This window comes from Desulfurispirillum alkaliphilum, from assembly GCF_055378285.1.
Window position 1 is genome coordinate 32,456 of record NZ_AP042405.1, and the last position, 14,201, is coordinate 46,656.

General features: G+C 52.0%; 15 protein-coding genes. 1 reads left to right on the forward strand and 14 read right to left on the reverse strand.

Annotation, left to right across the window (positions count from 1 at the left end; all coding sequences use genetic code 11):
• Window positions 1–52 precede the first annotated feature (52 nt).
• A complete protein-coding gene (locus ACZ46I_RS00160) occupies window positions 53–622 on the forward strand; it encodes a TVP38/TMEM64 family protein (protein WP_464281048.1) in 570 nt (189 codons plus the stop codon).
• Here the strand turns inward: ACZ46I_RS00160 and argB are convergent.
• The 14 genes from argB to fliD form a co-directional block, all read right to left on the reverse strand.
• Window positions 619–1,512 (reverse strand): acetylglutamate kinase, encoded by an 894-nt coding sequence (argB, locus tag ACZ46I_RS00165; protein WP_041726478.1) that lies wholly within the window; start codon window positions 1,510–1,512, stop codon window positions 619–621. The genes ACZ46I_RS00160 and argB overlap by 4 nt on opposite strands.
• Before the next feature lie 289 nt (window positions 1,513–1,801).
• Complete coding sequence (gene ychF, locus ACZ46I_RS00170) at window positions 1,802–2,905, reverse strand: redox-regulated ATPase YchF (RefSeq protein ID WP_013505372.1); 1,104 nt, start codon at window positions 2,903–2,905, stop codon at window positions 1,802–1,804.
• Window positions 2,906–2,933: 28 nt separating this feature from the next.
• Entirely contained in the window at window positions 2,934–4,028 is a 1,095-nt protein-coding gene (locus ACZ46I_RS00175; RefSeq protein WP_464281049.1) for a hypothetical protein, read from the reverse strand.
• Window positions 4,029–4,034: 6 nt separating this feature from the next.
• The gene (locus ACZ46I_RS00180) at window positions 4,035–4,517 is read right to left on the reverse strand and encodes a nucleotide exchange factor GrpE (RefSeq protein ID WP_464281050.1); all 483 of its coding nucleotides are present in this window, start codon (window positions 4,515–4,517) and stop codon (window positions 4,035–4,037) included.
• Window positions 4,517–5,299 carry a PilZ domain-containing protein gene (locus ACZ46I_RS00185; RefSeq protein ID WP_013505369.1) on the reverse strand — a complete coding sequence of 261 codons (783 nt, stop codon included), beginning with the start codon at window positions 5,297–5,299 and terminating at the stop codon, window positions 4,517–4,519. Before ACZ46I_RS00185 ends, ACZ46I_RS00180 begins: the two co-directional genes overlap by 1 nt.
• 17 nt (window positions 5,300–5,316) lie before the next feature.
• A complete protein-coding gene (locus tag ACZ46I_RS00190; protein WP_464281051.1) occupies window positions 5,317–5,643 on the reverse strand; it encodes a hypothetical protein in 327 nt (108 codons plus the stop codon).
• Between the two features lie 43 nt (window positions 5,644–5,686).
• Window positions 5,687–6,529: a CheR family methyltransferase gene (locus tag ACZ46I_RS00195; protein ID WP_464281052.1), complete on the reverse strand. Its 843-nt coding sequence runs from the start codon at window positions 6,527–6,529 to the stop codon at window positions 5,687–5,689.
• A complete protein-coding gene (locus ACZ46I_RS00200; protein WP_464281053.1) occupies window positions 6,526–7,962 on the reverse strand; it encodes a HEAT repeat domain-containing protein in 1,437 nt (478 codons plus the stop codon). Before ACZ46I_RS00200 ends, ACZ46I_RS00195 begins: the two co-directional genes overlap by 4 nt.
• Before the next feature lie 91 nt (window positions 7,963–8,053).
• On the reverse strand, window positions 8,054–8,380 hold the full coding sequence (locus tag ACZ46I_RS00205) for an STAS domain-containing protein (protein WP_013505365.1): 327 nt from the start codon (window positions 8,378–8,380) through the stop codon (window positions 8,054–8,056).
• Window positions 8,381–8,399: 19 nt separating this feature from the next.
• Window positions 8,400–10,043 carry a SpoIIE family protein phosphatase gene (locus ACZ46I_RS00210; RefSeq protein WP_226508690.1) on the reverse strand — a complete coding sequence of 548 codons (1,644 nt, stop codon included), beginning with the start codon at window positions 10,041–10,043 and terminating at the stop codon, window positions 8,400–8,402.
• 172 nt (window positions 10,044–10,215) lie between these two features.
• Window positions 10,216–10,401 (reverse strand): YjfB family protein, encoded by a 186-nt coding sequence (locus tag ACZ46I_RS00215; RefSeq protein WP_013505363.1) that lies wholly within the window; start codon window positions 10,399–10,401, stop codon window positions 10,216–10,218.
• Window positions 10,402–10,426: 25 nt separating this feature from the next.
• Entirely contained in the window at window positions 10,427–10,723 is a 297-nt protein-coding gene (locus ACZ46I_RS00220; protein WP_464281054.1) for a hypothetical protein, read from the reverse strand.
• Window positions 10,724–10,751: 28 nt separating this feature from the next.
• Window positions 10,752–11,222 carry a flagellar export chaperone FliS gene (fliS, locus tag ACZ46I_RS00225; RefSeq protein WP_013505361.1) on the reverse strand — a complete coding sequence of 157 codons (471 nt, stop codon included), beginning with the start codon at window positions 11,220–11,222 and terminating at the stop codon, window positions 10,752–10,754.
• Between the two features lie 78 nt (window positions 11,223–11,300).
• Window positions 11,301–14,057 (reverse strand): flagellar filament capping protein FliD, encoded by a 2,757-nt coding sequence (fliD, locus tag ACZ46I_RS00230; protein WP_464281055.1) that lies wholly within the window; start codon window positions 14,055–14,057, stop codon window positions 11,301–11,303.
• Between the last annotated feature and the right edge of the window lie 144 nt (window positions 14,058–14,201).

Below are 14,201 nucleotides of genomic sequence, written 5' to 3' on the forward strand. Positions count from 1 at the left end.
CAAGGGCCTTCACACTGCGTGAAGGCCCTTTTTCCTTGAAAGCGAAAGCTATATGGCCGAATCCATTGCCCATTTCCTGCAACAGTATGGCATCTATGCTGCGCTTATCAGTATTGCACTCAATATTCTCGCCACCGTAGTTGGCGTCTTCCCCACCTTCCTGATCACTGCTGCCAACATACTGGTGTTTGGTTTCTGGACAGGAACACTGGTCTCGTTTCTGGGGGAATCACTGGGGGCCATGGTGGCCTTTGGACTCTATCGGACGGTCTTTCGCAAACATGCCCAGAGAGCACTGGAGCGCTATCCCCGTGCCCAGACCCTGGTAAATGCCAGTGGCCGCGAGGCCTTTCAGCTGATCCTGTTGCTGCGCCTGCTGCCCTTTGCCCCGGCCTGGTTTTCTACCCTGGGAGCAGCCGTAGGCAAAGTGTCCTTTCTGCTTTTTGCCGCTGCCAGCACGCTGGGCAAGGTACCGGCTCTGCTTATGGAGGCCTATGCCGTCCATGAAGTCAGCCGCTTCAGCTTTGTTGGGCAGACTATCCTGATCCTGCTGGCCCTCTGGCTGGCCTGGGATGCCTGGAAGCGCATACATTCCAAACAGACAAAGGTAAAAACTGATTAGCTGCGCGCTTCGCGCACGATCTGCGTCCCGATGCCGTGATCGGTGAAAATCTCCAGCAGCACGGAGTGGAGAACGCGCCCATCAATGATGTGAACCTTGTTCACCCCGCCGTCAAGAGCGATGCGACACGCTTCCACCTTGGGAATCATGCCACCGTGAATCACGCCTTCCGCAATCATCTCGTCAATGCGCGGCAGCGTCAGAGAGGTGATCAGGTTACCATCCGCCCCCTGTACCCCCTGAATATCGGTCAGCAGAACCATTTTCGCGGCCTGCAGTTTGGCGGCGATGGCGCCGGCCACAAAATCGGCGTTGATATTGTAGGCTTTGCCGTCAGCGCCTTCACCAACCGGGGCAATCACAGGAATAAAGCCCCCGTTGCCCACGTGGTTGAGCACCTCCACATTGACGGCCTCCACCGTTCCCACCATACCGATATCGATGATTTCCGGCCGCTGATCAGCGGGCCCCGGCTTGCTCACATAGTGTTTTTTCGCGCGTATCAACTGCCCATCGCGGCCGGAAAGCCCAACGGCTTTGCCGCCGTTCTGGTGAATCAGACCCACGATCTCCTTGTTCACCTTGCCCACCAGCACCATCTCGACAATGCTCATGGTGTCCTTGTCCGTCACACGCATGCCGTTGACAAACTCCGATACCTTGCCCATGCGCTTGAGGGTTTCGCCGATCTGGGGCCCCCCTCCGTGGACAATCACCGGATTGATGCCAATGTATTTCATGAGAATCACATCAAGGGCAAAATTCTTTTTCAGCTCATCGTCCACCATGGCATGGCCGCCGTACTTGATGACGATGGTCTTGCCATAGAAGTTTTTGATATAGGGCAGGGACTCCATCAGGACAGAGGCTTTTTCAATCAGTTTTTCCATGTGCATAGGTGCTCCCGAGAAAAGTTATTGCTACGTTCGGCGTAACTATTTACGGTGTGTTGGTACTCGCCCCAGCATTCCTCCCAGAGACGCTCACTTTCGTCCGAGGACCTACGTCTTTGCCGCTCGCCATCCGGGCTCGCTCTCGAAATACTGGCGCTCCTGCTGAAAAAAACGCAAAGTACCCGTGAATGGCTACAAACAGGCTAATAAAAAACCACTTGCGGGCACCTTGCACCGGCAGGTTTTCCAATTGACTGCTTGTCTTGGGGTATTTCCAGGAAGATGGCTAAACGTTAAACCGAAAGTAAATTATATCTCCATCCAGCACTTCGTAGTCCTTGCCTTCTAGGCGCATCTTCCCCTGCTCGGCAGCTTTCTTCACATTGCCGCAGGTGACCGCGTCGGCAAAGCTGGTAACCTCGGCACGGATAAAGCCCCGCTCGATGTCGGTGTGAATCACGGCGGCGGCCTGGGGCGCCTTGGTGTTACGGGGAACGGTCCAGGCGCGCACTTCCTTCTCTCCGGCGGTGAAGTAGGTGATCAGGCCAAGCAGCTGGTAGCCTTCGCGTATAAGGGCATTGAGACCACTTTCACTCAGGCCGATATCCTGCAGAAACTCCCTGGCCTCCTCTTCGCCCAGTTCAGAAATTTCCGCTTCAATTTTCCCGGAGAGAATCACCACGCCGGCATTTTCCTGGGCGGCGCGTTTTCTGACCATCTGCACAAAGGGGTTCTTGTCGGGGTCGAGGATATCATCCTCGGATACATTGCAGACGTAGAGCAGAGGCTTTGTGGTCATCAGCTGAAAACCTGCCAGCATGGGCTGCTCGTCATCTGCGACCTCAAATTCAAAGCCCATTTTCCCTTCATTAAGGTGCTCGTGCAGGCGCTTCACCAGCGCAAGTTCACGGGTGACCTCCTTGGCCTGTGGGCCTTTGAGCATTTTGGTCAAACGCTCCATGCGGCGTTCCAGCGACTGCATATCAGAGAGAATCAGCTCGGTATTGATGATCTCCATGTCCCTGGCCGGATCAATGCCGCCACTGACATGGGTGATATTTTCATCCTCAAAACAACGTACCACGTGGGCAATGGCATCCACGGCGCGGATATGGGAGAGAAACTGGTTCCCCAGGCCTTCACCCTGGGAAGCTCCCTTCACGAGTCCGGCGATATCCACAAACTCCATGGTGGTGGGCACAATGCGCTGGGGATTGATCATAGCCGCAATGGTGTTCAGGCGAGGATCGGGTACGCTCACCACGCCCACATTGGGATCGATGGTGCAGAAGGGGTAATTGGCACTGGCGGCTCCCGCCTTGGTGAGTGCGTTAAAGATGGTAGATTTGCCTACATTGGGCAGGCCCACTATTCCACAGGTGAAACCCATACGTTGTACTCCATATTCTTTCTCGATATTACTGGTGCTCTTCATCATCGGACGGCCAGGATTTGATGGCGCGGATCAACACGAGGTTTTCGTCAAAATCCTGAAAGAGGTTCTCCTCGCGATAGTGCACGGCACAGCGCACTGGTCTACGCACAACCATTTCGATGGCTCCCCTGAGCTCCTCAAGGGATTGTTCCAGGGACTGTACGGTTTTGCGCTCATTGGAAAAGACCACAATATCAATTCCCATATCGCGCTGAAAACAGTTTACCTTGATTTCCCCCAAACGGGAAAACTCCATGTACAGGGAAAGGATATCCGAGTCAATCCCCCGCGCCTCTTTTTTGCGTTTCTGCAGGCGCATACGCAGGCGCCTGAGCTGATCGGCGGTATCCAGGGGAATCTCCACCAAAAATATCCCGTCCTGGTTCAGGATGAGATTCGCCACCTGCTCCCGCGTCAGAAACTGCAGACGCTGGCGGATAGTGTCAACGAGTCGCTCACTGTTGGCATAGCGCCCGGCCAGTAAAAGCAGTTGAAACTTCAGATCCTGCACAACCGGACGACTCCCGGTCAGCAGGTGATTTTCCATCAGCATGCCGCTGTGAACGCTCAGATGCTGAAGCTGCTCGGCGGTACTTCTGGCAACTGCGGGTTTCGCCGTCATACCAGGCGCCTGCAGGTCCCGAATCAAACCTTCCAGTGAGAGCCGGCTCCCACGAAGCAGGCTGGCTTCTTCGGGAATCAGTTGCCCTCCGGGCAGCTGAAGGGGAAGTGAGGGAGAGACTGCCGGAAGCTGCAGGAGCGTTGCCAGAGGATGGCTGGAAAGCAGACTGGGAGTTGGCAGCGCGCTGAGGGAGGGCGGCACCACCGTGGGCAGCTGAGGAAGGATTTTCAGTGTCAGAGCTGGTTGCAGAGCCTGCACCAGCACCTGATATCGGCCCGGCTGCAACGGCGTCTCAGTTCGTGCGGTAATCTCCTGTCCGCGCAGGAAAAGCGACACCTCATGGGAGCTGCGCATCCCCCGCACCAGAATATCCAGCTTTTCGCCCGGACTCAGCCGGACATTGTGGGTCTGTTGCAGTGTCTCCAGCTGGCGAACTAGGGAGGGGAGAATATCCACCGCTGATCAGCCTTCTTTGCCCGAAATCCCTGTGGCCTGCTGCGACTCGAGCACCCGGCACAGCAGGGTGACTTCGCTGACGGTTTTGCCGAGTTTCTTGGCGATTTCCTGTGGCGTAAAGCCACGTTGCATATAGAAGGCCACATCCTCTTTGATATCTTCGGTTTTGGGAGTTCTTGCTGCCTGCTGCACGTCATCGGATTGCTGAATAAGAGCTTCCAGCTCAGTCTTGCGCTTATCAACAAGATCCAGAAGCTGCTTCAGCATAAATTCCTGTTTTTTGATTTCATCGGTGAGGTTGAGAGTGGATTCATCGGCTTTGATCAGAAGCGCCTCCAGGGAGTCATGGAGACTTTCAAGCTCATAGAGCGAATAGTGCCCCATGGACTGGCGCATTTTCCCAAAGGCCCAGAGCAGGTAGAGCACAACCACAAAGAAAAAGCACAGCGCCAGAATCATCACGGAGAGAAAAACAGGGCTGTGAAACATTACTGTTTCCTTTTTGATTTCAGGATTTCCCGCTGTCGTTCAAAGACGTACTTGATAAGTTCTTCGCGATCATCTTCGCTGATATAGGTAAAGAGGATTCCCGTTGCACCTCCGGAAAAGGGGACACCTTTGCCGATAGCGTAGAACTCGTGGTAGGGATAAATGGGGATTTTGATCTGAAGAAGATAGGCGCTGCCAACTTCACCTTTTTCGCCAATCAGAAACCCTCCACCCACACGGCTGGTGTGAAAAAAATCCTTGATCACCAGTTTTTCCGAAGAATGGGACTCCAAAAGGTTCAGGATACGGTCGAGCTTATAATTTATATCGCCAATGAATTTCATCAGCGACTGGGGAATATCATCATTGGCATCAAGATATTTTGGCATGTTGGGCTGAGGTGTCCGATAGCTGCGCATTTCCGGGCGGGTGGCATAGTACTCCTGCTCAGAAAGTGGCTTGTAGTGAACCTTGATGCGATCTTCTATGGAAGTATATTCATGGCGGGTCGCTTCGCCCACGAGCCGTATTCCATAGACTTCGTCACGCAGCTTGCCGGCGATCCGCCCCTCCTGGGTCACGAGAACCTCACCGTCTATGACATTCACCGTCACCGGATAGTCTTCACTGCTGGAGATATTCCCGTAGTCCATGGCAATCTGTGTATTCAGGCGAACCAGAACCACGGATTCGCTGACCTTATCTACCGTGGCAGAGCACCAGAGTTCAAGACCCTGAACCGTGCGCAGTGCCAGCTCAATTTGCGTTCCGGGTGACAGCATAACTCACTCCCTCATTTTCAGGCCAGGAAATCAATATGTCCATCGCGGCCTCGATTTTCTTCGGATATAGTACCACTGTCAGGCTGATTTTGCCCTTTATTCTTCTGCCTGGGATTGCGTTCATCTTTTTCACGGGCATCGCGATCACCGGGACCGGCTTTTTCCGCCTCCTCCAGCTCCTTGACCGTCTGCATCCGCTCTTTCTCGTTCTCCTGAACCTTTTCGGCAATGATTTTTTCTATCACGAAGCGCTGGCGGTTCTCCATCTGGTCATGCAGACGCTCAGCTACATTGATTTTGGCAAGTATCTGCATGTGATTTATGGGGCCGATATTGAGGGACATCGTTCACCTCCGCCAGCGCGCCTCCACCTGAGTGATGGCTTTGTTACTTCTTCGTATAGACGATCCCTTCACCGAAATTATTCATGCGAAAGGCGTCACTGATGCCAAAAAGTGTCTCAGAATGGCCAATATAGAGATACCCTTGTGGCTGCAAGGCATTTGCCAGGTTCTCAATCACCTTGCGTTTTGACTCCTTGTCAAAATAGATCAGGACATTACGACAAAACACAATATCCATATTCCGGTAACGACCGGTATCCGCCGGCAACAGCAGATTGCCCCGGTCAATTTTCACTGGCAGGCGCACATCCGCGTTCACGGTAAACTCCGCATCCTGCTCGCGAAAATATTTCATGTACTGAGGTTCGGTACTGCGGAAGGAAATCTTGCGGTATTTCGCAGCCTTTGCCTTGGCAACAGCATCCTGACTGAGATCCGTGCCATAGATCTCCACGCGGTACCCCGCGGGCAGCACTCCACTGTCTTTAAGCAGGATGCTTATGCTGTAGGGTTCTTCGCCCGTAGAGCAGGCCGCCGACCAGATACGCAGCACCCGATCACTTTTGGACTTCACAAGCTCAGGAATCGCCACACTGATCATATGCTTGAGCTGACCGAGCTCACGGAAAAAATAGGTCTCGTTAATGGTCAGCAGATTCATGATCTCAACTAATTCTTCGTCTTTTTTCCGATCATACTTGAGGAAGTAGTAGTAGTCCTTAAATGACGTAAAATTCAGTTGCTTGAGTCTACGCGAAAGGCGATTTTCTATGATGTACTTTTTGTGCTCCTGGAAGTAGATGCCACAGTACTCGTAGACCATATCCCGAATCAGCTTGTATTCTTCATCGGTGAGTTTGATGACCTGTGCCGTCAGTATGCTCATGGCTGACTCCTGCGCGCAAGATGAGTCAGTGCTTTCGCAATCTGATTACGCACAATGTCTTCAGACTCATTGGCCAGGCAGAGCTTCAGATCCTCCTCCATGTCGCGCAACTGGTGGAGCGTGATGATTTCCAGCGCCGCATAACGGACAGTCCAGTTGATATCCTTGAGCGCCTTGCGCAAAATAGCAGGCAGATCCTGATGAAAAACCTTCCCAAGACACATGAGTGCTTCTTTGCGAAGATCTTCATTGCGTGAACGGAATGCATCCAGATACACTTCACTGGCTTCAACTGCGGTCAACTCGCGCAGAGCGTACAGAACAGCGATTTTAATGTTTTCGTGGGAAGTGGTCTTGTAGGCATGCATAAGCGGAGCAATGGCGTGCTTATCACCGATCTGACCCAGTGCTTTGGCCGCGAAGTAGGCGACCCACATGTTTTCATCGAAAAGACTTTTCCCAAGTGGCTCAATGGAATCAGGCGACTTAATGCGGCCAAGGCTTGAGGCTGCCGCTTCCCGCACACGCATGTCGTTGTCACCCAGGGCTTCTATGAGCACCGTTACCGAGGGGTGGCTGCGCATCCAGCCCAGAGCCTGGACAGCGCACACGCGAACCCAGGGGTCAGCATCAGCCACAAGACTCTCCAGAGACTTGTGAACACGTTTATCGGAAATCATTCCCAAAGCCTGGGCGGCGACTCCACGCACCCTCGGATTTTCATGGAAAAGTTTTCCGGTAAGCTGCTCGCGAACTTCATCGGAGCCGAATATACTCAGGCTGGCAGCGGCAGCTTCAGCAACTTCGGAAGAGTTATCTTCCAAGGCGCTGATCAGCGCTGGCACCGTCTGCTCATCCAGCAAAAACCCAAGTGCATAGGCAGCTGCCTGACGCACGAAAGAAGACTCATCGTGAAGCAAAATGTCACTGAAACGGCTTGCCATGTAGGAATCATCCAGCTTCCCCAACACGGTAATGGCACCAGAGCGAATCAGCTCGTTTTCCGAATGAATCGCATTGCGCATTGGCAGTACCGCTGCGTCATCCATCTCCACCAGTTTGTCGATTGCCAGATCGCGCTTCTCATCATCCTGCAAAAGCTCAACGTACTGCTCAATACCAAGGCCTTCGAGTTCATCTTCGATGGCAAAAAACTCATCAAGCCGTGCGTGAAAGAAAAAATCGCGGATTTCCCGGGAAAGACCCGTCAGTCGCACCATGTATTTACGGGCTCTGGTCTGCTTGTAGATTTCAATCAGTGCCGAAATACCCGAACTGTTAATATAGTTTGACTGGGAAAAATCCATGATGAGCAAATCAATTATCCCCAGCTCCTCTATCGCCGCCAGCAGACCCTTGGCGTTTTCACCTAGAAAAGCGTCCTTGATAAGAACAGTGGCCGTATTGCCCGAACGCTCAATGGAAAACTCCATAACACCCCCCTCGTATCGTTGTATCGCAACTGATCATGCGTGGCGCCGACAAAGCGCTGAGCCGGATATGTCACCAATAATCGCGAGCTTTTCAGTAAGAAGCCAGGGCCTGGGATTCCGTGTCAAAAATCGCGAAAACTCTGGTGAGATTCGTAAACTCAAACATCTCCCGTATATCCTCGGGAAGGTTGCTGATTTTCAGCTTATGCCCCGACTTGTTACAGTACTTGACAATATCAATCAGCTCACGGAGCCCAGCACTGTTCATGTAGGTGACATCCTGAAAGTTCAGCAAAGCGCTGGGTGCTACTGACCCCAGGTCTGTCTTGATCTGGCTGCTCAAGGCTTTTCCGGCCTTGGCCTCAATTTCACCGGCGAGTTGATAGACGAGAACGCCGTTTTTCACTGTTTTGTTCATTACCTACTCCTTGGGATACTCATGTTTCATTTATTTTGACGACAACCAGAGTCATATCATCTCCGAGAGGGACACCATCCACGAACTCCATAACAGATTGCCGCAAAATTTCAACGATTTGTGCAGCACTGCTGCCGTGATTTTCCTGCAGAATTCTCTCAACCGGGTCATAACCGTACTGCTCCTTGCGAATATTCATGGCCTCCACAAGTCCATCGGTGTAGAGCAGCAGAATATCGCCAGGAGCAAATGAAATCGTATCCTCTTCGTACCCACCGATATCAAAAGCCCCCAGAAAAAAGCCCTTACTGGTATAACGGATAATATCTCCAGTGGAAGCACAATACTGCAACAGCGGGTTGTGCCCAGCTGAGGAGTAACGCGCCGGAGCACCGTCCGCTGACAGAATCATATAAAACATCGTAACAAAGTCATTGGTATAGATATTCTCGCAGAGCATGCTGTTCACTTTATCAAGAGTGGCTGCCGGGCTCGACTCACCATAGGAAAGCGCTCGCTGAACCACCCTCGTCATTGCCATGATAACCGCGGCAGGCAAACCATGACCACTGACATCGGCAACCAGAACGCCCAGCTCACCATTGCTGAGCTCAATGAAATCATAGTAATCACCGCCTACCTTGTCGGCAGGAGTATAGAACGAGGCTATATCGTACAGGGAGTTACTGGGCAACGCCTTTGGCAGCAGACTCTGCTGGAGTTCTTCAACCTGGCGCATCTCTTCATCAATATGGGCCTGGGCAACCTCCAGCTGCTCATAGGTTTCCTTGAGCTTGGTGAACATCTGGGTGATTTCATTATTGGCATCTTCAAGGTGACGATTCGCAATAAACAGCTGCTCCTGCTGCCCCTTAATCATCGTCAGCAGGCGCTTTTCACGGGTGGTATCCCTGACCGTTTCAATGAGAAAATTATCGGCAGTGGAAAAATAGACAGTCAGGTTCTTCTCGTCGCCACTTTCGCGATCGATGACCTGACGGGCCGAAACCATTTTCCCGGAAAAGCTGTCAAACATCGGGCAGTCATCACAGGGCGAGTTGCGCTGATACACCCGGTAGCAGGGAACGCCATCAAATCCGGATTCCATCTGAGTGACATCAAGCAGCGTCTGATTGTGCATCTCCACGTTATAAGAGCGATCAACCACCATAATGCCATCCTTGACCCCATTGAGAATACTGGAAAGGAAAGTTTTTTTCTTTTCCAGTTCCTGCCGACGAAGCTTCAGGACCACATTCTTGGCCTTCATTTCCTTGGCCTGCGAAGTAATTGTGGAGATAAGACTCTTTTCCTGGGTCTGATCCAGCACGCTCAGAAGGAAGTAGTTCTGGTCAAGAGGACTGTATTTGCAAAGCAGGTTACGTTGAAATGAACGGTGATCCGTGTAGTCGATATGCCGGATCTGAGGCGTCATGGTCTGATACATGCTGTCGATGGGGCAGTCCGCGCAGGCGGTAAGCTTGTTAAAGAGGATATAGTGACAGTTTTTTCCAATATAGTCCTTGGATTTCAGGTCAAAAATCCTGATCGCCTTGCGATTGGCATAGACAATTTTATAGCCAGCCTTCTGTACAATAAAGATTCCTTCATCAATCATATCAAATGTTTGTTGAAAGAGATCAAGCCAGCTTTGCCCATCCATACCACACACCCTGTGAAAAATTCATTGCCTCAGAAAAGGTTTCATGAACACGTTGATACAATTATAAAATATAACAGAGAAACGACATAAGACAAAATCAAATTCCCGATCACCGGACAAAAAAAAAGAGCAGATCCTGCTCTTTAAAGATATTACAATATAAGTCTGTCTATCAGGCGTAGACGTCAACACTTGTGGAACTCACCCGGGCTACCGGAAGCTCATCCAGCATCTTCACCATTGCCTGACCGGAATCTTTCATGGTGTCAAGGGAGAGCTTGGCAACTCGCATCTGATAGTCATATTGAATGCGGCCCTGCTGATATTGCGATGCCGCAGCTGCAAAACCTTCTATCATAATAGCCTCCTTGCTATCCGAACACCTACAGAAGTTTACTCAGGCTGCTGCCGGAGGCATCCCTATAGGCGTCAAGGGCCTGCCTGCCATTGGATACAATATCCTTGATGGTGTTTTCCAGCAGGCTTTTGGCGATATCCACATCACGAATAGTTGACATTCCCGCCAAGCGGTTTTCAACAGCAATTTCGTCTTTAATGGCTGCTCCGTGCCTGCTCCCTGCCGCAGAATCGTCAGTTTTCTTTGCGGTAGCCCGGTCATCATCAGGAAGCCTGACAACTGACTTCCGCAGACCGCCGCCACCAAGTCCTTCGACGTTCATGGCATTCCTCCTTGAAATGTTTCACTGATCACAGTGAGATATTCAGTTTTTTATGACCGCCCTCCCCTGCGTCAGGGGCGTCGGCCCTGGTGGTCTTGTCGCTTTTTTCGGGCTTCGAGAGCTCGCCAGCCTGGCCGTGAACTATCTGATTCCAGGCCCCCCGCAAATCAGCAAGCATCGAGATGACTTCCTCGACCTTTTGCTGATCCTTGTCCTTGTTGGCCTGAATCAGGTGCCACAACATAAACTCATAGAGCCTCAGCAGGTTATCGGCAACCTCTCCGGCATCCATATTCAGGGTGTTCATCAATTCGGCCAGAATATTCTCTGCCCGCATGATGTTTTCATGTGCGCCATTGATGTCTTTCTTCTCAATATACACACATGCCTGCTTCAGGAAACGAATGGCGCCATCATACATGAGGATGATCAGCTTTCCCTGGGAAGCTCCCTGGATTTCGTTCTGCTTATAGGCGCTGTAAGGATCTCGTGCAGACATGACATACCTCATTCCATATTACATCTTTTTTCTGATTATTCAAGGGGTTCCTTCACACCGTCAGCAAAAACAAAAAAATTATGACTGACCAGGTGACACAATGCTTGCTATGGCAGCGCTCTGTGACTGCATGTCGGAGATACGACTCTCCAGTGAGGCAAACTGCCGCTTCAACGCATTCTCATAGGCCTGCAGGCTGCGCTGCTCGCTGGCTATGGAGCGATTAATTCGATCCAGCTCGTTGTCGATAAAGCCCCCCGTGCGGGTTTTGTTGTGAATCATGCCGCCTGCAAATACATACTCGGAAACGACCTCATTGAGACGCCGGGCGATACCAATGGGGTTGCCTTCACTGTCCTCCTGGGCAAAGAGATTGTACACAGCCTCCTCGTCGTTTTCGAGCGCATTCATAAATGTGGTGTTGCCTTTGAGGGCAGCCTTGATCTCATCCTTATCGGTGGAGTTCATCAGCAGCATGCCCTTCTGCAGAACCGAGTAGTCATCCTTACCGGCGATTTCAATACCGATATCACCCAGGCTACGGACAGAGGAGCCCACCTCACCATAGGAATCGGTCATAATGCGCCGCAATGTGGCCGCAATAGAGCGCGACTCGCTGCTCTTGCGAATGTACTCCTGCTTATTATAGAGCTCAAAGTATTCCATATAGCGATCTTGCTCGGCAAACGTCATGCTCTGCATTTTCTCGTTGGAAAGGGGCTTCAGGTAGGATTTCTGCTCATCGGTCAAGCGGGATGGAGTTATCCGATCCATGAGCGTATTGTAATTTGCGATAAAGGTCGCAATGCGATCAAGGGCGGTGTCCGTCTCCCCGCCAACGCTCAGCGTCACGGCACCCTGGGTCGGGCCTTTAATATTGAGGTTCACCCCACCAGGCATCCCCTTGATATCGTTCACGGTTTTCGTGTAGAGCACCCCATCGTAACGAATAAGGGCGTCCTGCCCCCTCTCCCCCTGATAGGTGACCATGGGATAGCCATTGGTCAGGGATACCGCAGGATCATGCTCAATCACGTTCATCTGCCGCAAAAAGTTGCTGGTGTCATTCTCAGAGCCAAAGACAATATAGTTCTGGTTGGAATGCCCCTCCCGCAGCTTACTGGTGATATGAAAGCTGTCGGAAGCCGTGTCATAGGTGGCAATGACATTAGCTCCGGAATTATTGATCTTATCAATAATGGAATTCAGACTATCCTTGGCCGAGTCCACGTAAATACTCACCCCATTGATAGTAAAAATACCGGTGCGAATCCCCAGACCAGTGGGCACAAGGGTCGGATCAGCTGCCGGATTCATGGCACCAGACTTCTGGGTGGCCCCGGCGGGAACCGTCAGGCCTGCCATACTGAGGAACGTGGAAGTATCTCCGGTGTCCCCGACCTTGATCGTCCCCTGGCCAGGCTCGTTGGCGGTAAGGTAGAAACGCTGCCCGTCAAAGGAGGCCGTAACGCCGGCCCCGGAACTGTTAATGGCTGCCAGCATCTCGTTTACAGTGGGGTCGGGATTGGGGTCACTGGGATCAGCATTTTCCGGACGCTTCAGGAGATCGATTTTCACGCCATTGATGGTGAATACGCCCTGCACCCCACTGCTGTTAAAGTTCGTAAATCCTGCCTCGGAAAGTTTTTTGGAAGTATCGATTGTACCAATGGCGTTACTGCCGGTCACCCGTGAATGGGAGTCCTCGCCCAGACGCAGCTCAGTACCGGTGATAATGCGCATGGAACCTTCCTGCAGCGTGGTACCGCTTTTGAGCTGAAAGTTCATGGCACCATCCATGATGCTGTTAAAGGAAGGGGGCGGGCCCTCAGAGTAGGATTCGCCCATCTGGGTCCGCAGGGTGGCAAAGGCAGCATCCACATCCGCCGCGTCGGCATAGGCCACCGCTGTGCTCTTGGTTATATGATTCACCGTATTCTTCTGTGTTGTATCAAGGCCCAAAGCGCTCAACGCCGAACCACCGACAATATCCAGGGACTCACTGGTAGAGAGTGCCGTATTGTAGATCACCAGACCACTGCGGGCATCCCCGCCGCGCCCCCAGTAACCGGAGTCGCCCACGGCAACATATCGCTGATCAATAGTGCCGTTGGCCACATTGAGCGCGTCGTTGATCTTGGTGTCAATCACATTGGACACCGTCGCCAGGGTGGTTCCGGCACTGAAACCATCTTCCATGGTCACGGTCACCGTGGTTCCATTGACATTCAGCTCCAGGGTGCTGCCGGCTGTGATTTCGTTGGCTATGGTGCCATGGGTTCCCGCTGCTGTCGCAGAAATGCCCGTGCCCATAATAGCCTGCATGGTGGGCTTATTGTCGAGGGTAATGCGATTGGTTGCAATGACATAGCCTTCATCTGTCCCGGTGCGTTCAATGAGAATATCATGCTTGCCGCTGAGCATGCCCTCATAATACGAAGAAACCGCATTGACGTTCGTCGTGTTCTTGACCACCGCTTCGGAAATCGCCGAGCGCGTGTAGTAGCTGCTGGCGGAAGCGCCTTTGGCTGCCTGGATCACCTCCACGGTATGGGAGGTCTTGGCGGCATTCCATTCAGCAGTACCGCTCACCAGGGCTTCATTACTCGAACTGACGCTGCGGTTGTAGTAGGTGCTGCGCAGGTTCAACTCCAGCAGCTGGTTACGCAGGGTCATCATGTCATTATTGACATCCATGAAGGCGTTTTTCTTGATCTGGACCAGCTCACGGTTATCCAGCAGCCGATTCATGGTCTGCCCGCGAACTTCCATCATTTTATCCATCAACTCGCCCATGGGGAGCCCTGACAAGCCCTGAAAATTAACGCCTCCCATGACAGCCTCCTGTGTGTTCAGATGAACGTATGAATATCCTCTTCCTTGTTCTTATCGGCAGAATCCCAGAGGAGTTTACTAAAAATTTTCCCTGGCGAAAATTTTTTGCGCGCATAATAAAAAAAGGCAGGACGCATGCGTCCT